The sequence below is a fragment of the Dyadobacter chenhuakuii genome (genome assembly GCF_023821985.2).
Taxonomy (GTDB): domain Bacteria; phylum Bacteroidota; class Bacteroidia; order Cytophagales; family Spirosomataceae; genus Dyadobacter; species Dyadobacter chenhuakuii.
In genome coordinates this window covers 5543257-5564931 of sequence record NZ_CP098805.1, presented here as the reverse complement: position 1 = coordinate 5564931, position 21675 = coordinate 5543257, and the positions used below count along the sequence as shown (strand labels likewise).

Annotated in this window: 22 protein-coding genes; 17 read left to right on the top strand and 5 right to left on the bottom strand. The window is 46.5% G+C overall.

What is annotated here, in order from left to right:
* The first annotated feature begins 14 nt into the window (after positions 1-14).
* The 8 genes from NFI80_RS23345 to NFI80_RS23310 all read left to right on the top strand — a co-directional run bounded on the left by NFI80_RS23345 (position 15) and on the right by NFI80_RS23310 (position 5335).
* The gene (locus NFI80_RS23345) at positions 15-1154 is read left to right on the top strand and encodes an aldose epimerase family protein (RefSeq protein WP_235163994.1); all 1140 of its coding nucleotides are present in this window, start codon (positions 15-17) and stop codon (positions 1152-1154) included.
* Positions 1155-1273: 119 nt separating this feature from the next.
* Positions 1274-1576, top strand: a complete 303-nt coding sequence (locus NFI80_RS23340; protein ID WP_235163993.1) for a DUF4160 domain-containing protein — start codon at positions 1274-1276, stop codon at positions 1574-1576.
* Positions 1573-1830, top strand: coding sequence for a DUF2442 domain-containing protein (locus NFI80_RS23335; protein WP_235163992.1), 258 nt, complete (start codon positions 1573-1575; stop codon positions 1828-1830). Before NFI80_RS23340 ends, NFI80_RS23335 begins: the two co-directional genes overlap by 4 nt.
* 28 nt (positions 1831-1858) lie before the next feature.
* On the top strand, positions 1859-2482 hold the full coding sequence (locus tag NFI80_RS23330) for a hypothetical protein (RefSeq protein ID WP_235163991.1): 624 nt from the start codon (positions 1859-1861) through the stop codon (positions 2480-2482).
* Between the two features lie 149 nt (positions 2483-2631).
* Positions 2632-3267 carry a PspC domain-containing protein gene (locus NFI80_RS23325; RefSeq protein WP_235163990.1) on the top strand — a complete coding sequence of 212 codons (636 nt, stop codon included), beginning with the start codon at positions 2632-2634 and terminating at the stop codon, positions 3265-3267.
* Positions 3268-3317: 50 nt separating this feature from the next.
* Positions 3318-3503: a LiaI-LiaF-like domain-containing protein gene (locus NFI80_RS23320; protein ID WP_026628370.1), complete on the top strand. Its 186-nt coding sequence runs from the start codon at positions 3318-3320 to the stop codon at positions 3501-3503.
* Between the two features lie 4 nt (positions 3504-3507).
* On the top strand, positions 3508-4554 hold the full coding sequence (locus NFI80_RS23315; protein WP_235163989.1) for a toast rack family protein: 1047 nt from the start codon (positions 3508-3510) through the stop codon (positions 4552-4554).
* A 19-nt stretch (positions 4555-4573) separates the two neighbouring features.
* On the top strand, positions 4574-5335 hold the full coding sequence (locus NFI80_RS23310; RefSeq protein WP_235163988.1) for a M15 family metallopeptidase: 762 nt from the start codon (positions 4574-4576) through the stop codon (positions 5333-5335).
* Position 5336: 1 nt separating this feature from the next.
* Here the strand turns inward: NFI80_RS23310 and NFI80_RS23305 are convergent, their stop codons facing one another.
* A complete protein-coding gene (locus NFI80_RS23305; protein WP_235163987.1) occupies positions 5337-6056 on the bottom strand; it encodes a head GIN domain-containing protein in 720 nt (239 codons plus the stop codon).
* Positions 6057-6296: 240 nt separating this feature from the next.
* Here NFI80_RS23305 and NFI80_RS23300 point away from each other — a divergent pair, with 240 nt between their 5' ends.
* From NFI80_RS23300 to NFI80_RS23290, 3 genes are read left to right on the top strand one after another with little or no spacing between them, the layout of a single operon-like run.
* Positions 6297-6890: an RNA polymerase sigma-70 factor gene (locus tag NFI80_RS23300; RefSeq protein ID WP_235163986.1), complete on the top strand. Its 594-nt coding sequence runs from the start codon at positions 6297-6299 to the stop codon at positions 6888-6890.
* A 2-nt stretch (positions 6891-6892) separates the two neighbouring features.
* Positions 6893-7927 (top strand): FecR family protein, encoded by a 1035-nt coding sequence (locus NFI80_RS23295; RefSeq protein ID WP_235163985.1) that lies wholly within the window; start codon positions 6893-6895, stop codon positions 7925-7927.
* A complete protein-coding gene (locus tag NFI80_RS23290; protein WP_235163984.1) occupies positions 7914-9737 on the top strand; it encodes an STN and carboxypeptidase regulatory-like domain-containing protein in 1824 nt (607 codons plus the stop codon). The genes NFI80_RS23295 and NFI80_RS23290 overlap by 14 nt, the downstream gene beginning before the upstream one ends.
* Here the strand turns inward: NFI80_RS23290 and nadE are convergent, their stop codons facing one another.
* Entirely contained in the window at positions 9738-11798 is a 2061-nt protein-coding gene (gene nadE, locus NFI80_RS23285; protein WP_235163983.1) for an NAD(+) synthase, read from the bottom strand. It abuts the gene before it with no gap.
* 107 nt (positions 11799-11905) lie between these two features.
* Here nadE and NFI80_RS23280 point away from each other — a divergent pair, with 107 nt between their 5' ends.
* Positions 11906-13141, top strand: coding sequence for an ABC transporter permease (locus tag NFI80_RS23280; RefSeq protein WP_026628378.1), 1236 nt, complete (start codon positions 11906-11908; stop codon positions 13139-13141).
* 24 nt (positions 13142-13165) lie between these two features.
* Here NFI80_RS23280 and NFI80_RS23275 read toward each other — a convergent pair whose 3' ends face one another.
* From NFI80_RS23275 to NFI80_RS23265, 3 genes are read right to left on the bottom strand one after another with little or no spacing between them, the layout of a single operon-like run.
* Positions 13166-14326 (bottom strand): methionine aminotransferase, encoded by a 1161-nt coding sequence (locus tag NFI80_RS23275; RefSeq protein WP_235163982.1) that lies wholly within the window; start codon positions 14324-14326, stop codon positions 13166-13168.
* 39 nt (positions 14327-14365) lie between these two features.
* Positions 14366-14842, bottom strand: coding sequence for an NUDIX hydrolase (locus NFI80_RS23270; RefSeq protein ID WP_235163981.1), 477 nt, complete (start codon positions 14840-14842; stop codon positions 14366-14368).
* Between the two features lie 18 nt (positions 14843-14860).
* On the bottom strand, positions 14861-15898 hold the full coding sequence (locus tag NFI80_RS23265; protein ID WP_235159276.1) for a LacI family DNA-binding transcriptional regulator: 1038 nt from the start codon (positions 15896-15898) through the stop codon (positions 14861-14863).
* 275 nt (positions 15899-16173) lie between these two features.
* Here NFI80_RS23265 and kduD point away from each other — a divergent pair, with 275 nt between their 5' ends.
* From kduD to NFI80_RS23240, 5 genes are read left to right on the top strand one after another with little or no spacing between them, the layout of a single operon-like run.
* On the top strand, positions 16174-16944 hold the full coding sequence (gene kduD, locus NFI80_RS23260; protein WP_255703502.1) for a 2-dehydro-3-deoxy-D-gluconate 5-dehydrogenase KduD: 771 nt from the start codon (positions 16174-16176) through the stop codon (positions 16942-16944).
* Between the two features lie 40 nt (positions 16945-16984).
* Positions 16985-17815: a 5-dehydro-4-deoxy-D-glucuronate isomerase gene (gene kduI / locus NFI80_RS23255; RefSeq protein WP_235163980.1), complete on the top strand. Its 831-nt coding sequence runs from the start codon at positions 16985-16987 to the stop codon at positions 17813-17815.
* A complete protein-coding gene (locus tag NFI80_RS23250; RefSeq protein ID WP_235163979.1) occupies positions 17815-18162 on the top strand; it encodes a cupin domain-containing protein in 348 nt (115 codons plus the stop codon). The genes kduI and NFI80_RS23250 overlap by 1 nt, the downstream gene beginning before the upstream one ends.
* A gap of 23 nt (positions 18163-18185) precedes the next feature.
* The gene (locus NFI80_RS23245; protein WP_374759646.1) at positions 18186-20126 is read left to right on the top strand and encodes a glycoside hydrolase family 88 protein; all 1941 of its coding nucleotides are present in this window, start codon (positions 18186-18188) and stop codon (positions 20124-20126) included.
* 12 nt (positions 20127-20138) lie between these two features.
* A complete protein-coding gene (locus NFI80_RS23240; protein ID WP_235163978.1) occupies positions 20139-21662 on the top strand; it encodes a tagaturonate reductase in 1524 nt (507 codons plus the stop codon).
* Positions 21663-21675: the final 13 nt, after the last annotated feature.

The following is a 21675-nucleotide window of genomic DNA, read 5'->3' as shown; positions in this document are numbered from 1 at the left end:
CTTTAACCTTTTGTATGAAAAAAATATTCGTTTTACTCACTGCGCTGACGGGTTTTTATCTTTTCAGCTGCTCCAAATCAAACAAAGAAGAAATGATCAGTACGATTTCGAAAGAGTCATTTGGCAAACTCCCCGACGGCCAGGAAGCAGATTTGTACACGCTCACCAATGCCAAAGGCATGACCGTGAACATTACCAATTACGGCGGCATTATCACCAAAATCATGGCTCCGGACAAAAAAGGAGAGTTTGCGGATGTGGTGCTGGGCTTTGATTCACTTGCTCCTTACTTAAAGGAAAACCCATTTTTCGGTGCCTTAGTAGGTCGTTATGGCAACCGGATCGCGAAAGGAAAGTTCACATTGGAAGGCAAAGAGTATAACCTGGCCATAAACAACGGACCGAATTCCCTGCACGGAGGCAAAAAAGGGTTTGACAAAGTGTTGTGGAAAGCGACAGAGATTAATCAGGACTCGGTTGTGGGCCTTCAACTGGAATATGTCAGCAAGGATATGGAAGAAGGTTATCCCGGAAACCTGACAGTAAAAGTGGTTTACACATTGGATAATGACAATGCATTGAGCATCGCCTACACTGCCACAACGGACAAGCCTACGGTCCTCAACTTGACTAACCACACCTATTTTAACCTTACAGGCCTGAAAAGAGACATTCTGGATCATGAGATGATGATCGAGTCAGACAGCATTGTGCCGGTAGACGCTTCACTGATCCCAACCGGAAAGCTGCGTGCAGTAGAAGGAACACCATTTGATTTCAGAAAATCTACAAAAATCAATGCTGGCATTAACAAAACAGAAGACGAGCAGATTAAAAACGGTGGCGGTTACGACCACTGCTGGGTCCTGAAACGCTCCGAGCCCGGACTCATGCATTTCGCTACGGCAAAAGATCCTGAAAGCGGCAGGATTCTGGAAGCATTCACAACAGAGCCAGCTGTTCAGTTTTACAGCGGCAATTTCCTGGACGGGTCACTTAAAGGCAAAAACGCAACATACGCAAAGCGTTTCGGATTCTGCCTGGAAACAGAACATTACCCCGACTCCCCAAATCAACCCCAATTCCCTTCCACGGAACTAAAACCAGGAGAAACTTACCAAAGCACAACCAAATACCGGTTTTCGGCTAAGTAACAGCATTTGTTTAGGATTTAACCAAAGGACAATGACCACAGACCTAAACCATCTCGAAGTCGTTGTCCTTATTTTTAGAATCTTTTGAGTAATTTTGAATAACACACTATGATATTGATATGCCTAAAATCCTGGAATATTTCGGAATAGTTTTTTATTTCTATTCAAACGATCACCTGCCTATTCATGTGCATGTTTCCTACAATGAGTACGAAACGGTTTTTGAAATTTTCTTTGAAGAGGGCAAATTGAAGGACGTAAGGGTGCGGGAAGTTTCGGGGATCGAAGGCTTGCCTGCGGTTCAATTCAAAGAGGCGCGAAAAGTTATTGAAGCTTACGCAGAAGTAATCGTAAATCGCTGGACGGATTTTTTTGTTTTAAAAAAGAAAGTGTCAACGTTAAGGATAACCAAAAAGCTATGACTTTACACATTCACGTCATCGCTGCTGAGTATTTGTCTGGGTATAAAATCTTAGTCAAATTCAGTGATGGTACGCAACAGGTTGTGGACTTCGAAGATTTCTTGGTGTCTAATCCGCATCCGCAGCATAACCAGTTCAAAGTCAATGAGCGTTTTAAGAATTTTAAGATAGAAAAAGGAACCTTGGTATGGGGTGAAGATTGGGATTTGATATTCCCTGTCGAACAACTCCATGCTGGATACATTGAAAATTGATCTCAACGAACTAATTAAATACCCCGCAATGCTTACCAGAACAGTAAAAATCAGCAATGTTACTAATTTGTCCGATGCGCGTTATTGTGCGGGGATGGGTGTTGAAATGCTTGGTTTTTCGATTGACGAAGATTCTCCCAATTATATTTCTCCCAAAAAATTCGAAGACATTTGTTCCTGGCTGGCCGGCGTGAACCTTATTGCGGAAACTGCGCAAACGGATCCTGCCAAGATTATTGAAGCACTGGCGCTGTATCCCGTACATTCTGTGCAAGTGGAATCACCCGGGCTTTTAAATTATCTCAAAAGCGAGCTGAATCTGCCGCTGCTCCTCCGAATCAGCGTAGACCTTTACGAAGCAGGCGAAATCAATTCTATACTAAGCCGTTACGAGGGAGAAATTTCCCATTTCCTGCTCGAAAGCGACAACGAAGCCGAATTAACAGAAAACTGGATGCAAGTGCTTGGCAACCTGGCGGGTGAATATCCGATCCTGATCGGCTTTGGCCTGGACAATGAATATACCGTAAGCGCATTAACCGAACTTTTCCCAAACATTGGCATTGCATTGCGCGGAAGCGAAGAAATCCGTCCGGGTTACAAAGATTTCGGTTCCATGATGGACATTCTTGAAGCTTTGGAAGAACAATAAGTCCTTAAAAAGTCCACTTATAAGCCAATAATTAAAGGCTTTCCTTAAAAAAACCCGCTCAACACGCCCTCCCGCCGATAATAATTTTCCGGTTTGCAGTATCTTGCATTACCTACTACCTTTGATTACAAATAAACGCTAAGCTAATCATGGAAAAGAAATTGCATCGCATACCTGACCAGGCAGTTTTAGGAGGAGTTGCTTCCGGAATTGCTCAATATTTTAATATAGACGTTGTAATAGTACGAGTATTGCTTGTTGTCATGCTGCTGCTCCCTATTCCACCCACATTCGGAATGACAGCATTTATTTACATCATTCTCTGGGCAGTGCTGCCTACGGGACCGGCCGGGACAATCTACACAACCAATACGTCATTCGATCCAACGCCTAACACGCCTTCCGACCCGGTTTGGGACAAGAAGAAATCCGATCAGACTGTGATGGTTCTGGGTGGTGTCCTGATCTTTTTCGGAGCTGTGATGCTGGTGGACGATTTCCCGCTTTGGTATCAGTTTAAACAATATTTCTGGCCCATCGTTCTGATCGCAATCGGCGCGTTTCTGATCCTTCGCCAACGCGATAAAGAGCATCATGGCAATACAACGGTGTATCCTACAACGCCTCCACCGCCGGTTGATCCCATCGCGCCAGATCCTGAACCACAGCCTTATACACCTTTCACACCATCATCCGCAACAACCACGACCACCACGCACTTTCCGGAAGATCCGGAGGCCAGGAAACCGGATGACGAGGATGATCAGGTGATTAAAGTGAACTAGTTTATTGAGTTTAATATTCTTCGATTTAACACCATTAACCATACATAGCCATGAACTTTCGAAACATTTTTTGGGGTGTTATCCTCATCATTGCCGGATCTCTTTTCTTAATTGAAGAACTGACTGCATTTGATTTTGGCCGCTTTTTCTGGCCCATTATCCTGATCACCACCGGTGCTCTTTTGCTTTTGCGTAATTATTTGAGTTCTGATATTTCCAACCGTTCAAACATTTAAGACGATGAAAAACTCACGTGGTATAGTTTGGGGTGGATTGCTGATCATATTTGGAATGCTCTGGCTGCTTCGGAATATGAATCTCCTGAACGTTAATTGGGACGAGATTCTTCCTTACTGGCCTGTTTTACTAATTATTGCAGGTGCATTGCTAATCGCCAAAGGCAATGAAGACAGAGGATTAGGAGGACTGATCGGCCTGTTGATCACGCTCGCAGTGTTTGGCGGCATTGTTAACAAAACAGACAAGGCCTTTGACCGGCACGCCGACAATTGGGATTGGAACTGGAACGACGACGACGATGATGACCGGAATTTTGGTTATAACGACAACGACCACAATGATCATGACAACGATAATCACGAAGATCGGGACGAAGATTATGAAAATGACCGTGATAACCGGGATGGCAAAAAGCCGATAAATGGCAATTACAAGTATGAAATGGAGGATTTTATTCAAAAAGCCAATTTTCATCTTGAAGGCGGCGCCGGATCTTTCACATTGAACGGCAACACCCAGAAACTTTTCGAAGCCAAAACGAAGAGCACATTTGTTGGTTTTTTGTCAAACACATCCATTAACAAGCTTGATAATTCTGCAACTGTCAACCTTAAAATGGAAGAAGGCAATGTAAAGATCAAGGAAGGAGAAATCTCAAATCAGGCAAACATTCATCTGAATGAGCGCCCGGTATGGAATATTGACCTGGGCATTGGCGCCGGAAAAGGCGATTTTGATTTCAGCAATTACAAAGTTGAAAAACTGAAAGTAAGTACTGGCGTCGCCGATATGGATATTAAAATGGGCGACAAAATGACCACTTCCAACATTGATATCGAAGCAGGCGTTGCTTCCGTAACGTTGGAACTGCCTCGTTCGGTCGGCTGCGAAATGCGTATGGATGGCGCTTTGAATGCCAAAAACATGGATGATCTGGATAAAATCAGCAATGGGCTTTACCGTTCTCCGGATTTCGAAAGCGCCTCCAAAAAGATCATTATCCACTTCGAAGGCGGTCTGACCAGCGTCAACATCAAGCGCTACTGAGAAGGCCAGAAGTATAGAAATGAATATCTTTGCAGCCTATCGCAACGATATTCATTTTTTTATGCCTATTAAAATCACTTGCTCTCTGCTCATTTCCCTTTTCATATCTGGTCAAAGCTTTGCGCAAAAAGCAGAAAAAGAATCAGTTAGGGATGTAAAAATTCCTGCTATTGAGCAGAAAATGATCGAGCAGGGCTTGGTGGACATTCAAAAACTGGATCCGAACATTAAGGTTGAGCTGAAATATTCGACCACAGACAATTTTGTAGGTAAAGACGTTTACGGAGACCTGAACCGCGCTTACCTGCAACCGGAAATGGCCAAGCGCCTAGTTAAGGCCAATGCGCTTATAAGAAAAAACCATCCGGATTACACATTACTTGTTTACGACGCAGCGCGCCCCAATTCCGTGCAATATGCATTATGGGACGCATTGGACAATCTGAAAATTCCCGCCAAAAATAAGAAAATGTATGTCGCAGATCCCAAGATCGGCTCGAATCATAACTTTGGCTGCGCGGTGGACCTGACAGTGGTTGACGGAAAAGGAAAACCATTGGATATGGGGACCAAATATGATTTCTTTGGCCCCCTGGCCTATCCCCGCTCCGAGCAGGAAATGTTGAAAAAAGGGAAGCTGACCCAACAGCAGATCAGCAACCGGCAGATTTTAAGAACCGCAATGAACCAGGCCGGTTTCAAAACGAATACAACGGAATGGTGGCATTTTGACGGCATGTCCAAAGCTCAGGCGCGTGCCAAATATGGCATGATCAAATAAACTATTCCTTCCTGACTGTGCTGCCGCCCGACGTTTTCTTGTCCACATTCGGATTGCCTTTATAGCGCACATTGCTGGCGCCGCTCGCATCCACTTTCAGAAATTCTGAAACGCAAACCCGTGCCGAGCTCGCTCCTGACAATTCCAGGTCTGACTCCTGGGTAATGAGTTCAAATGCATCCAGCTGAGAGGCTCCCGAAAGATCGCCATCAAGATATTTTCCTTCGCCAACCAGAAAAAGCTGAGATGCACCCGAAAGATCAAACTTAAATTCACGGCCGGAGCCTTCAAATTCCACCTTCGAAGCACCCGATAATTCAAAATCAAGTCCTGGAAGATTTTCAAACCCAACCAATTTGGCCTTTACTGCGCCCGAGAAATTGACGGATTGAATGTCCGGCATTGTAATGTCAATGTACATCGGCTCGCGGCGATTGCGATATCCATTTTTGTAACGCGCATGCAATTTCCCGTCTTCCACAAATAAATCAAGATCGTCCAGATCATTAAGCTCGCCTTTTGCAGAAACAGAAAAAGAACTTCCGGCAATCACATTTACGCGAAAAGCATCGCCCATTTCCAGTTCATCAAAATTACGGAAATCGTAAGTCCTGGTGCCTTCGCCGCGTGGAGAAATGTCGTCTTGGGAGTCCACATAAACACAGGATTGGAAAACAAATGCAATGAGCGCAAGCGTGATGGAAAAAAATAATTGTTTCATGGCTAATAAATAAAATTTAAGAATATGGCTAATAGACGTTCATTGGCGTCTTTTATCCATGACATGTGACTTCTTGATTCCCCCTATCCAGAAAAAAAATAATTTGAAATAGGGGAAATCAGGCGGTTGGTTGTCTCAGTGAAAAGCGACTTAAACTTGGCAGCGACCGCTCTTCTTTATCGGAAACCATTAATCGACGGAGATTTTTTATTTTTGACCGAAAATCAAAAATACAATTTGGTGTACGCTACCGACCCGGATATTGTCCAAGCCATAAGGCGGGGCGATGAACAAGCTTTTGAGCAGACTTTCCGACAATATTATCAGCGGCTCTGCAACTATGCCTGCACCCTTCTCAAAGATGAAGAAGAGTCGGAGGAAGTTGTGCAGACGGTTTTTCTGACGATTTGGGAAAAAAGGGAAGATCTTGAAATTACATTATCATTGAAATCCTACCTCTATCGTGCTGTTCACAACCATTGCCTCAACCGCTTCAAGCATGCGTCGGTGCGGCAGGTGCATAAGGAACACACATTGAATTTCGGGACTCAATCCTATGAATCGGTAACAGAAGTGATCCACGCAAATGAACTGGAAGAACGAATTGAAAAAGCAGTGAGCACATTACCGGAACAATGTCAGAAAGCATTCAGGCTTAGCCGCTTTGAAGAACTGAAATACCACGAAATCGCAGAACAACTGGGCATTTCAATCAAAACAGTTGAAAACCAGATTGGTAAGGCGCTTAAAATTTTACGCATTGAACTTGCAGATTATCTGCCCGGAATGCTTTGGCCGGTCTATTTTATTGTTGAACAGCTAACCAGATCGTAAACATGAACTTATCTCATGACAACATTTCGGAGGAGCTGTTAGCACGTTACCTGGCTGAAACCGCATCCGAAAAAGAAATAGAACAAGTAAATGCCTGGCTGGCACAATCGCCTGATAACGAACGCGAACTGGCCACTTACAGGCTCATCTGGGACCATTCTGCACACGCCGCAAAAACCAGCTTCCCGGTCAATACGGATGCAGCCTGGAACAAGATGAAGGCGAAAATGACCAAGCCTGCCCCTGCCGTTTCGCCGGAAATTCCAAAACCGGAAGCTCGTGAAATTGAATTTATTCCCACACATTCCAAACGAAAATTCCCGGTAACCATGTGGGCTGCTGCAATGATCGCTTTGGCATTGCTGGCATTTGGATGGTCTCATTTCCAATCCACTAAATCCGCTGAAACGCAGCGCATTGCCACCACCAACAACACCAGTGACAGCGTGTTGCCCGATGGAACCAAGGTTTTCTTAAACTATAATTCTTCCCTGACTTATCCCGCCGATTTCGATGGCGATTTGCGGACCGTTTCCTTGCAGGGAGAAGCATTTTTTGATGTAAAGCCCGATGCCGCGCATCCTTTCGTAATCAATGCAAACGGAACGGAAATCCGTGTTTTGGGAACATCATTTAATGTGAAAGCTTACAAAGAAGCGCCTGTCCGCGTGGATGTTTCGACTGGGAAAGTGGAAGTTAGCAAGGCTTCCAGGAAAATCCGGCTAATAAAAGGGCAAGGCGCCGAAGTGCTTGATGACACGATCAGAAGTATGGAAGCAAATAGGAATATGATGAGTTATCATACGCAGGTTTATGATTTCAATGCGGCTGATCTCAACGAGGTAATCAATTCTATCCGTGACGGTTACCATGTGGATGTACGCCTTTCCAATCAGCAGATCGCGCAATGCAGACTGACGATCCGTTTTGAAAAAGAACCTTTGGATGCAACGCTTTCGGTTATTGCGGAAACATTGGATCTTGATCTGAGAAAAGAGGGAAAAACTTACTGGCTTGACGGAAATGGCTGCCAATAGTTTTTTAAAACATAAAGCAAGCATTGCATTAGCCTGGCTTTTGCTCTTGGCCGGTGCCGCCTCAGCTCAGGAATTACTCGAAAAAAAGATCTCGCTGAATGTTACCAACCGTCCGCTGGACGAAACGTTGCAAAAAATCGGCGACCTCGGCGGTTTCAGCTTTTCGTACAGCCCGGATATGATAGACGTTAAGGGAAGGGTTACTATACAGGCCAATAACCTGAGTGTCAGGGAAATTCTGACAGCTATTTTCAAAAATAAAGTCTCATTCAGAGAACGTCGCAGATATATTATTCTTCAAAAAGTCGAAGCGCCAAAAGATGAAAAGCCCGAAAACTTCAATCTGAACGGCTACATTATCGACAATAAAACGGGCAGAAAGCTGGCTAATGCGAGTATTTATGAGTCCGCAACATTAGCTTCTGCCGTCAGTAATCAATATGGTTATTACAAAATCCGCCTGCCGGTTTCGTTGTCGGCCGTTCGGCTGGAAGTCAGGAAAGAGGATTACATTGGCAAAACCATTTCAATTGCGAGCAGGGAGGATAAATATTTACAAATCAAGCTTAACCCAGACACATTAAAGCCGCTCTCAGGAAAGGCGGCACGCGCAGTTTCAATGATGGATTCGCTGCATCATAAGGTGGCAATCCCGCAGTTTGAGATCGTTTCGGAATCCAATTTCGAGCCAGACACGGTTACAGAACGAGTTGCCGCCAGCCGGCCAGAATTCAATCTTGCCAGGGAATCCGAGAAGCTTAAAACCACTTACCGCAAAGTTCAGAGCAGTTTTGTAAGTGCATTCGCCTCTGCAAAGCAGGCCATTCATACGCGCAACATTCAGGATACATTATATCGGCCTTTTCAGGCGTCGATCTTACCGTTTTTGGGGACAAATCATGAGCTGAGCGGAAACATTATCAACGATTATTCTATTAACCTGATCGCCGGTTATTCGCTAGGCGTGAACAAGTTGGAAGTCGGAAGTTTACTGAATGTTGTTCGGGGCAATGTAAATGGATTTCAATTGGCTGGCGTAAGCAACATTGTAGGCAAGGATGTGAGCGGCTTCCAATATGCCAACTTTTTGAACATTACACTAGGAAGCATTCATGGTTTTCAGGGAACAAATTTCATTAATTACATCGGCCGAAATCTGAGAGGTTTTCAGGTTGCCGGCGTGGGTAATGTGGTCGTTGGATCATTGGAAGGATACCAGCTTTCCGCAGGTTACAATTATGCGCATACCGTCCGCAGCGGCCACCAGATCGGCTTTGTAAATTATGCGGATTCATCTGCCACGACGCCTTTCGGGATTTTCAGTTATGTCCGCACCAATGGTTACCGGCGCTACGAATTCTCAACGGATGAATTCAACTATTTCAACACTGCCTTTAAAACAGGCGTCAGTTTGTTTTACAATATTTTCAGCCTGGGAACCAACGGATTTGCTAACGACAAGCCGCTCTTAACATTAGGCTACGGATTCGGAACAGCCCAAAACCTGGGCAAAGGCTGGGGCATCAACGCGGACCTGACCGCAAACCTGGTCCTATTCAAAGACGAACCTCTGGAAGACGTCGGAACAGGCCTTTTTAAAGCAAGTATTGCCGTTGAAAAAAAGCTGGGGAGGAAGTTTGCGTTATTTGCAGGCCCGTCCGTTAACCTGCTTACCAGCAAGCATTCCGGCATCATGGACACAGAAAAATCAAGAGGCCTCAGCCCAATCTGGCTCGGCGGGAGACCAGACGACTCCCGCAAAACCTATGGCTGGGTCGGCGTGCAAGCAGGGATCCGGTTTTGTAATTAATTAAAAACCAATCCGCTTTCTGCCGTTCTGAATGGCCGCGCCGCTGACAAACTCGCGCAGTTCCGCCAGTTCTTTTTCAAAACCACCAGATAAGATCGGAAAGCGGCACCAGCTCCTTGGGTCCAGATTCAGATCATCCAAATGGAATGACGGCGCATAACGCTCACGTTTCCACTGGTTCCGGCTCCAAAGCTTGAAGAAGCGCTCGGTCCAGGCCAGCAGCTGCTCCGTAGAATAAATCCCTTTATAACGCACCTGCAAATTACGATAGGCTTCCAAAGGCGACTTTTTGTCCCTGATAGCCAGTTTTTCCAACGCATTCAAGAATTCATAAGGCATCAGGTCGACCTCATCGGTTTGCGTTTGAGCAAGCGGCCTCAGCTCGGCAGTGGGCTGTAAGCTGTTCACTTTTTTCAACCCTTCGATCTTAATGTGCTTGCCTTTCACCTCACAACCAGCCGTTTCCAGCCAGCGCAGCCATTGGCGCAAATAATGTTTGTCGATCCCGGCCAGCGGACTAATGCTGCCTGCCGTATCACCATCCATAGTAGCATAACCCACCGCCGCTTCGGAGCGGTTGGATGTGGATAAGAGCAAATGATTCGTCAGATTGGTCAGCAGCCACACGCTCGGAGCACGCACGCGCGCCTGAATGTTCTGCAACGCAATGTCATCCTGCTCCCAGGTTAACTTCCTGCCAATCTGATCTTCAATCAAGCCTTTGTACGTTTCGACAAGGCCATTGATATGAATATTATAAAAAGTAGAACCAATGGATTCCGCCAGCGACTGCGCCGATTCAAGCGTATCCGTAGAGCTGTTCTCGGTTCCCTGGTAAATGTTATGAATCAAAGCCAAAGCCAGATCTTCCTCTGTTTTAGCTGACTGAATTTCTTTGATATAGTCCAATTTCTTCTTAAACCGCTCCATACCAATGCTTTCGTCGGCCAACCGGATCATGAGTCCGCACAATGCAGTGCAAGCGCAGGAATCTGCGCCGCCGGAAAGCGAGATTGTAAAACCATTGGAACGGCTTTTCCGCAGATAATCAAACAAGGCGAGACAAACAGCTCGTGCAAACTCTTCTTCCTTGATCGCACCGCCTTTTTCAAAAGGCTCAATGTCAGGAACCTGTGGCAACACCGGCTCAATTTCAGGGAAATCAAAACGCCCCGCCACACGCCATGTTCGGTCTTTGTTAGCAACCGCAATTTTGCTCTGAACCTGGCTCAGTCGCGTATATTCTGTGTCAATGACCGCCGTTGTGATCAGGAAATCTTCATAGCTGAACCGCGGGCTCGATGCCAGCAGATCACCATTGGAAGCGATCATCGCATCTCCATCATAAATGGCCCTACCCGCCTCATTACCAAGCAAATTGGTATAAATATAACTGCAAGAAAATGCCCTCGAAGCATCCACAACTAGCTTTTCACGCGTCATGAATTTGTTGAATGCAAAGTGGCTTGCGCTCGGGTTCAGGATAATGTCCACGCCCCTTTCGTAATGCCTGCGTGCGGGGCGGTTGGAAACCCAGCCGTCCTCACAGATTTCAAAAGCCACTTTTACGCTGTTCGAGCCACCCAGGATCGGGCCCATAACGAGATCAAAAACAATGTCGCCGATCGGATACAGCATTTGGTTCACCTCAATGCTCTCCACAATGCCTGGCTGCCACGGCCGAAACCAGCGTGCTTCGTAATGGATGCCGTTATTGGCCAAAAATTGCTTGCAGTAAAAACCCTGGATCTGCTTGTTGGCGATCAGACAAGCCGCGTTGTAAATGCTGCCGTTATGCCGCACCGGCAAGCCCACCGCGACAACCATTCCGGCCGTTTCCTGTACGATTTCCAGCAGACATTCCTTGGCCTGCTCCACCAGGTCGGGGGCGAAAAAATAGTCCTCACAACCGTAGCCCGAAATACACAATTCCGGCAGACAAAGCAGGCTTACCTGCTGCTTTCTGGCTTCATTAATGGCATTTATAATGTTCTTCGTGTTCCCCTCCCACGCCATCGGCGTCTGATTCACTACTCCGGAAGCTACTTTGATCAATGGCATAAAAACGATTCTGGTTTGTGCCGGCAACTTAATAAAATTGCTTGTGCGTACCGGCAAATGTTTTTCCCTATTTTTGCCAAACATAAAAATTAACCGGTAGATTCCTCTTGCAATTCCCCTCATTCATCGCAAAACGCATTCGTCACAACGAAGCAGGCTCTTTTTCTGCGACCGTTTCGCGCATCGGCGTTGCCAGTATTGCCATCGGGATTGCGGTCGGGATCATTGCATTTGCCGTGTTACTGGGTTTTAAGCAAACCATTCGGCAGAAAATATTTTTGTTTGGTGCGCATATCAATATTTCCTCGTTTGCTGTCGGCAACACTTACGAAGAAGCCCCGCTTTTTGTCAAAAACCCCATTACCGAAGCATTGCCTAAAATCCCCGAAATCCTTCGCTGGCAAGGCGTTGCGCATAAATCCGGCATCCTTAAAACGACCGACGAGATCAAAGGGGTGATACTCAAAGGGGTTGGCCAGGATTATGACTGGAAAACATTCAAACAAAACCTGATTGCGGGAAAATTAATTACCAATAAAGACTCGACATCAATTAAATACGGCTATTCTTCGGAAATCCTGATCAGCCATAAAATCGCTACGCAGCTGCGGCTGAAATCGGGTGATAATGTGATCATGTATTCCATGCAAAATCCTCCACGCCCGCGAAAGCTGACCGTCGTGGGCATTTATGACACGCAAATGGAGGAATTTGACAACAACCTGATCCTGGGCGACATTAGTCTCGTGCAGCGGCTCAATGGCTGGGGGAAAGATTCCGTGGGGACTTATGAGGTGTATTTAAAGGATTTTGACAAACTGGATGAAGTCGCGGCGGTGCTCAGAAGGACGCTCCCTCCGTCCATTTATCTGCAACGTGTCACCAGTATTTTTCCTCAGATTTTCGACTGGCTTTTGCTGCTGGATCGCAATACGGCTGTTTTTCTGACATTGATCCTTTTCGTCGCCTGCTTCAACATGATCTCGATTTTACTGGTCATGATCATGGAAAGGACACCTTTGATCGGTCTTTTGAAAACCTTAGGAAGCCCGAATAAACAGATCCGGATGGTTTTTTTCCGCGTAGGGCTTCATATGGTGCGTAAGGGCATCATCATCGGAAACATTGCAGGGCTGCTTATTTGCTGGATCCAATATCAATTCAAAGTCATTGCCCTCGACCCTGTCAATTATTATATGGACACTGTGCCCATTGTCTTTGACTGGCCTATTTTCTTCATGGTCAATGTCATCACCATTGTCATCTCCGGCCTCATTTTGCTGATCCCCACATTAATCATCTCCCAGATCACCCCGATTAAGGCGCTTTTATTTAAGAAATAGTGCTCTGGAAGATTGTTTTATTTTTTACCAAATCACTTTCCCAAGCAGTTCCGCTGCCCTCAAAAGCGTATCATCATTTTTGGCAAAACAAAAGCGCAGCGTCTTGTAACTGGTCAGTTCATTGTAAAAAACAGAAACCGGGATCGACGCCACACCTGCTTCAATGGTAAGCCGTTCGGCGAGTTCGCGATCATTTTGCTGTGTCAGATTTTCGTATGAAACATTCTGAAAAAAGCTTCCCTCGGATGGCCGGAAAGTGAATCCTATGCCTTGGATAGCATCATTAAACAGGTCTCTTTTTTGTTGGTAAAAAGCCGAAAGGCTCAGATAATGCTCGGGATTTTCCAGATATTCCGCCATAGCAAACTGAATTGGCGCTACCACGCTGAAAACCAGGAACTGATGAATTTTTCTGAATTCCGTTGTCAATGCTTTTGGTGCGAGGCAATAACCTATTTTCCAGCCCGTGGTGTGAAATGTTTTGCCAAAAGAGCCGCACAGGAAAGTCCGTTCCGCCAGCGCAGGAATCGAAGCCGTGGAGATGTGCGCCCGGCCGTCGAAGATAATGTGCTCATACACTTCATCGCTGATCACCATTAGATCATGTTTTTCGGCAATGTCTGCAAGCTGTTGCAAATCAGCCAGTTTCCAGACATTTCCCGTTGGGTTATGCGGCGTGTTGATGACAATCGCTTTTGTATTCGGGCTAATTTTTGATTTAACATCCTGCCAGTCAATGGCTTCGTATTGCGGATGCAATGTTACAAAAACCGGAATGCCGCCGTTCAGCTCGATTGCCGGAACGTAACTATCATAAGCAGGTTCAAAAACGATCACCTCATCGCCCGGGTGCACGACCGTCGACAAGGCTACATATAATGCTTCGGTTGCGCCGCTGGTGATTGTGATTTCTGTTTCGGGATGATATTCGTTGCCGGTTGCGGCGAACACTTTTTGGGCGATTGCCTCGCGCAAAGAGATGACGCCAGCCATGGGCGCATATTGATTTTTGCCTTCCGCAATGTATTTACCCACAAGCTTTTGCAGTTCCGGCGCACAATCAAATTCCGGAAAACCCTGCGCCAGATTAATCGCCCGATGCTCCTCGGCCAGCCTGGACATTTTGGTAAAAATTGTGGCTCCAACGCATGGAAGTTTGGAGCGGAGACCGGCCTTGACTAACATAAAAAATCTGTAAATCGATTGGAAAATAAGCCTTAATGATCAGGCTTTGTCCAAATCTATAAAACCGGAAGCAAATTGTTTTACACGAAGCGGATTTTGTGCCAATTCTGTGGTCAGAAACTCCGGATAAATTTTGATAGTGGAAAGTGCTGCAACCGGATGCCATTTGAATAACAGCTCACCATCGCCTTCCACGCCAATAAAATCGTTTTGATCCGCTAACGACGGAATTTCCATTTTGTAATAAAAGCCCAGCTCGTGATGTTTGATGCCATTGTAAACGAAGAAGTTTTCCGAAACCCAAAGCATTTCGCCCACATCCACATCCATTCCCGTTTCCTCCTGCATTTCCCGAACCAGTGTGTCCTTAGAAAACTCGAAAAGCGAAGCGCGGCCGCCGGGCAAGCTCCAAAACTTGTCTGACGGCGTTTTATGCAGAAGCACTTTTCCATCCAAGAGCGCAACGCCCGCGACGCGGTAATTGAATAATGCGCCGTCGATAGCCAGACTGATCATTTGATATCAACATTTAAATTACTGAATAGCTGATTTTCCTGCCGTAGACTCGCGGATAATGAGTGAGGTTTTAAGGGATCGCGTCTCAAAAACATCTGTTTTTTGCGGATGCTCGATAAGCCTGATCAGCAGCTCCACCGCCTGCTGGCCCATCTCCATGGCTGGCTGCACAACGGCAGTCAAAGGTGGATTAAGCAGCTCGGCGACACTGATGTTGGTAAACCCGACAATGGCGATCTGCTCGGGGACTTTAATGTTGTGTTTTTGAAAAACAGACATACAACCCGTCGTCAGGCGATCGCTGGCTGTGAAAATGGCGTCGGGCGGCTCGGGCATTTCGAGCATTTCCTGCACAGCGGCCTCATTTTCCTCGGCTACTTTGCCGCCGTGATAGCAATATTTGACATAAGATTCATCAAAAGGAAGCCCGTAATCCTCCAAAGCCTGCTTATAACCCGCCAATCGCTCGGTTGTGATGGACAAATAAATGGGACTCGTCAAATGTGCGATGCGCTTCCGGCCGGTTTTGATCAAATGTTCCGTCGCTTCGTAACTCCCTGCAAAATTATCTACAACCACTTTATGCGTTTCGATGGCATTAGGCACGCGGTCCAGAAAAACGATGGGCAAGCCTCTTTCCATCAGGTCCTGAAAATGGAACAAGTTGGTTGTCAGGCTGGAAAGGGATATCAGAAGACCGTCCACCTTCCGGGAAACGAGATAATTCGTATTGGCAACTTCGCGCTCGTAAGACTCGTGGCTTTGAAAAATAACCACGTGATAACCCAGATTATAAGCTATGGATTCAATGCCATTGATGAGTTGCGAGAAAAAATGATTGGCGATTTCCGGAATGATGACCCCTATGGACTTGCTTTTGCTATCCCGCAGACTCAGCGCAATGGGATTGGGCCGGTAATTCATGCGCTCAGCATATTCCATGACCAATTTCTTGGTTTCCGGGTTTATTTCATAGCTATTGCGCAAGGCACGGGAAACCGTCGAAGTCGAAAGTCCCAGCGCTTTGGCAATGTCCTTAATTGTGATAGTCTCCAAAGAAAAATTGGTTTATTCCAACTTAATGTTTGATAATATATACTTTATCCAACGGTAAGTCAATGTACTAAAATAGAAATGAATATCGAAACCGATCCCGAGATGTTTGCCGCCTCACACGAGCTGATAACGTTCCCGATAACGATTGCACAAAAAAAGACAATTCAATATTTGATAATTCTAACTATTCGCCCTAAACTGCCGGAGCGTAAGGTCTCCTATGATCGACGCGAAATTTAGGGGTTACCCCGAAAAACACAATTTGCCATTCCTTAATGAGTATAATAAATTTATTTGACCTGACGGGCAAAACCGCCTTGGTAACCGGTTGCAACCGGGGAATAGGAAAAGCCATGGCGGAGGCGCTCGCAGAAGCCGGGGCAGACATCATCGGCGTCGCCTCATCAGACATTCAATCTGCCAGCGATTTACAAAATGCCGTCACCCAGGCAGGACGAAAATTTTATCCCTACCAGGCCGATCTGGGCAATCGCGAAAGCATTTACGCATTCATCAAAAAAGTAAAAGCTGAACACCAACACATTGATATTCTGATTAATAACGCCGGCATTATTCTGCGCCAGCCCGCTGCTGAACATTCGGATGAATATTGGGACCAGGTGCTAAACATTAACCTCGATGCGCCTTATATTTTGTCAAGGGAATTTGGCCGCGATATGGTGGCGCGTGGTTCCGGGAAAATCATTTTTACGGCCTCGTTGCTCACATTCCAGGGCGGCATCAATGTGCCGGGTTATACGGCTTCAAAAAGTGCGATCGGTGGTCTGGTGAAAGCGCTGGCCAACGAATGGGCTGGTAAAGGCGTGAATGTGAATGCCATAGCGCCGGGTTATATCAACACAGACAATACGGAAGCGCTGCGAAATGATCCCGTGCGCAGCAAGTCCATTCTCGACCGCATTCCGGCCGGGAGATGGGGTACGCCCGAAGATTTTAAAGGCCCCGCGTTGTTCCTGGCGTCGGATGCTTCGAGTTATGTCAATGGCACCATTCTCACCGTGGATGGCGGCTGGATGGGCCGGTAAATTTCCCATTTTTCAGATTAACCCACTTAATAGCAAGCACATGCAGATCAGATTTGAAAGCAGCCGGAAAGAAGTTTCGCAAATGGACACGGCCGCTTTACGCGAGAATTTTTTGATTGAAAATATATTTGTAAACGACCAGATCAACTTCGTTTACACGCATTACGACCGCGTCATGATCGGCGGCGCCGTTCCGGCTACCGGGCCGCTGACACTGGAAACATACGGCCCGCTGAAAGCCGAATACTTCCTGGAAAGACGCGAGATAGGCATCATTAACATTGGTGGAAAAGGCCAGGTGAAGGCGGATGGAGCCACATTTGAAATAAGTAAGCTAGGTTGTGTTTATCTGGGAAAGGGAACCAAGGAGGCTATTTTTTCGAGTGAGAACCAGGCCGATCCGGCTGTATTTTACTTGCTATCCTCCCCTGCACACCAGACATTTCCGGCTACACTTTTCACGAAAGAAGACGCCGCGCCCACGACTATGGGCAGTATGGAAACTTCCAATCACCGGATCATTTACAAATACATTCACGCAGCCGGCATACAGAGCGCACAGCTGGTAATGGGGCTTACCGTACTGCAAACCGGAAGCGTCTGGAACACCATGCCTGCGCACGTGCACGACCGCCGTATGGAAGCCTATTGCTATTTCGATGTGCCTGCTAATCAGCGCATCCTGCACCTGATGGGCGAGCCAACCGAAACGCGGCATTTATGGCTGGCAGACCGCCAGGCGATCATTTCGCCACCCTGGTCGATCCACTCCGGCTGCGGCACTTCCAGCTATTCCTTCATCTGGGGAATGGCCGGCGAAAACAGGGATTATACAGACATGGACGCCGTGGCAATAACCGATTTGAGATAATGAGCGAGCTAAAAGGACGGGAATTTATTGACGACGCAGACATTCCCTGGGAAGAGCTGGGCGGCGGTTTGAAGCGGAAGATCATGGCTTATGATGACAATCTGATGATGGTCAAAGTGGCGTTTGAGCAAGGCGGCGTCGGCGCGTTGCACAGCCATTTTCATACGCAAATGAGTTATGTGGAAAGTGGCAAATTTGAAATCACAATTGGCCCCAAAACCGGCATACTAAGCGGCGGCGACGCCTATTACATCCCGCCGGACGTTGTTCACGGCGCATTGTGCCTCGAAGCGGGCATGCTTGTGGATATTTTCAATCCCATGCGTGCTGATTTTATCACTAGCTAATTGACAATGTTCCTTCATTCCTGATGAAAAAACTGCTACGCAGCATTTCTGTAATTGCATTATTTTACTTTGTTCCAAACATTGCATGGCAGGCTTTGGCGCAGGAACTTCCTATGTCGCGGCGCATGGCCGATTCCTTCATGGCGCGTCATAAGGATTCTATTTTAGTAGGAAAAAATACGGCAACGAAATGGGATTACGAGCAGGGATTAATGCTGAAAGCCATCGAAAAAATATGGAACAGAACGGGCGAAGGAAAATATTTTGATTACATCCGCAAAGACATTGATCAATATGTGAAGTCCGATGGCAGCATCCGAACTTACAAATTTGACGACTTTAACATTGATAACATTCCGCCAGGAAGGGCGTTGCTAACACTTTATCAACAAACACAACCCGACAAAGAGAAATATAAAAAAGCCGCTGATCTGCTCTGGAAGCAGTTAGCAGAGCAGCCTCGTACTAACGAAGGCGGTTACTGGCACAAAAAACGCTATCCCAATCAAATGTGGCTCGATGGCCTTTTCATGGGTGAACCCTTCGCCGCAGAATACAGCCTGCTATTCAACCATCCCGAACATTTCAACGACATTGCCAACCAGTTTGCCTTGATCGAAAAATATGCGGTGGACGAAAAGACGGGCCTGATTTATCATGCGTATGATGAGAGCCGTGAGCAAAAATGGGCAGATAAAAAGACCGGACGTTCGCCGAATTTCTGGGCACGGGCCATTGGCTGGTATGCCATTGCGCTGGTAGATGTGCTGGATTATTTTCCCAAAGACCATCCGAAACGAATTGAACTAATCCAATATATCAAAAGGTTGGCGCCGGTGCTGGCCAAATATCAGGACAAGCAATCCGGGCTTTGGTATCAGGTTATTGATCAGGGCAATAGGAAAGGAAATTATCTCGAAGCATCTGCTTCCTGCATGTTCATATATGCATTGGCCAAAGGTTCCCGAATGGGCTATATCGATGCGTCTTTCGCTGAAAATGCGAAACGTGGTTATGCAGGCGCATTGAAAGAATTTGTTGAAATAGAGGCAGATGGCTTGCTAAGCCTGAACAAAACCGTAAGCGTAGGCGGCCTTGGCGGCACACCTTACCGCGACGGCACTTACGAATATTATCTCAGCGAACCGATCCGCAAAAACGACCTGAAAGGCATTGGCCCATTCATTTTTGCGAGCATTGAAATGGAAATTGCCGAAGAGAATGCGGTTGGAAAAGGCAAAACGGTGGGTTTGGATTATCATTTCAATCATGAATTTAAGAAAGAACCGGACGGTTCAAGCATTCCGTTTCATTACACCTGGGAGGACCGCCTGCATTCCGGCTTCTGGCTTTGGGGCAACATTTACAGGGAACTAGGAGCAAAAACAGTAGCCGTAACCGGCGCACCGACGGCCGAAAACCTGAAAAATATCGACGTGTACATTATCGTCGATCCCGACACGAAGAAAGAATCGCCCAATCCCAACTTTATCCAGCCAAACGACATTCAAGCGATTGAAAAGTGGGTGAAAAATGGCGGGGTGCTGGTGATGATGGCGAATGACACTGCCAATTGTGAGATCACGCATTTCAATGAGCTTGCCAAAACATTCGGCATACAATTCAGCAACAAAAACCGCAATATGGTCCAGGGAACGCAGTTTGAGCAGGGAAAACTGATGATTCCGGCGGATAACAAAGCCATTTTTAAAACCACCAGCAAGATTTACATTAAAGAACTTTCTCCCCTCCTGCTTACCGCTCCGGCCCAATCTGCTTTAACGGATCAGGGTGATGTGATTCTGGGCATTTCTAAATATGGCAAAGGCACCGTGTTCGCAGTGGGTGATCCCTGGCTTTACAACGAATATGTGGACGGACGGCGAATTGATACGAGTTTTGAGAATTTTGAAGCAGGGAAAGATCTGGCCGGTTGGTTGTTAAAACAGGTCGTTAACAAGTAAAACCGCAATGCTATGAGCCGCCTTTTTCGCGAAAATCTAGGTCAGTTACGCAATCAGCCCGGACTCGTCGTCCCGGACGATTCCATTTTTCAGCTGCCCGAAAAAGTGCTTCAATTCGGCACAGGCGCATTTCTGAGAGGACTTGCCGATTATTTTATAGACAAAGCCAACAGGCAGGGCGTTTTCAACGGCCGCATTGTAGTCGTAAAGTCCACCGATGAAGGGGATCTGAAAGCATTCGAGCGACAGGATAATCTTTATACAATTTGCCTTCGTGGCAGTCGGAATGGCATCATTGAAGAAGAAAACATTATTTCCTCGGCCATAAGCAGGGTTTTGTCGGCCAAAACGCAATGGTCGCTCGTGCTGGACCTGGCCAAAAATCCGGCGGTCAGCATTGTGATTTCCAACACGACGGAAATCGGCATTCAGCTTGTGCAGGACGATATTTACCAATGGCCGCCCGTTTCTTTTCCAGGGAAACTGCTTGCTTTTTTGTATGCCCGTTACGTGGCTTTTGGCGGAAATCCTGAATACGGCGTTGTCATCATCCCCACGGAACTGATCACCGATAACGGCAAAAAACTTGAATCCATCGTGCTCGAACTTGCGCACAGGAACGGTCTTGAAGGTGCATTTATAGACTGGCTTGAAAACCACAATTCCTTTTGCAATTCACTGGTAGACAGGATTGTCCCTGGCCGGCCGGATGAAAATATTTGCAAAGAACTCGCCGAAGAACTGGGTTACCAGGACGACCTGCTGATCATGGCCGAACACTACCATTTATGGGCGATCGAAGGAGACGCGGCGATTGGCAAAAAGTTACCTTTCAAGGAAGTGGACGAGGGCATGATCGTGGAGCCGGACATTGAACTGCATCGTGAACTGAAACTAAGGCTGCTCAATGGCGCGCATACTTTGGGTTGCGGCCTGGCACATTTGTGCGGTTTCAAAACCGTGGACGAAGCCATGAGCAACCGGCTTTTTGAAACATACATTACCAATCTGATGGAAACCGAAATCGCGCCTGCGATCCCCTATCCGGTTGCTGAGGAAAGAGCATTGCAATTTGGCCGCAGTGTGGTGGAACGCTTTCATAATCCGCATTTGAGACATAAGTGGCTTAATATCAGTCAAAATTATTCTGCCAAAATGCTGTCGCGGGTCATGCCTGTTTTTTATAAATATGAAAAAACGCATGAGACATTTCCGGATCACATTGTCTTTGGTTTTGCAGTTTACATCTTTTACATGAAGGCGGTGCGAAAGGATGGCGATCATTTTTACGGCCTCGCAAATGGTGCCTATTATCTGATCCAAGACCAAAAAGCTGCTTATTTCCATCAAAAATGGCAAATACCTTCGCTGGATGACATGGTGAAGGCCATTTTGAAAGATCAGTCGATCTGGCAAAAAGATCTTTCCAAATCAGAGGTGATCCGCCAAAATATCGTCTCCTATCTTGAATCCCTGAAACAGCTTGGCGCGGTGGACACACTGAAATTATTCCTTGAAAAAACCGAATACGCCTGACCGGCATAAGCCC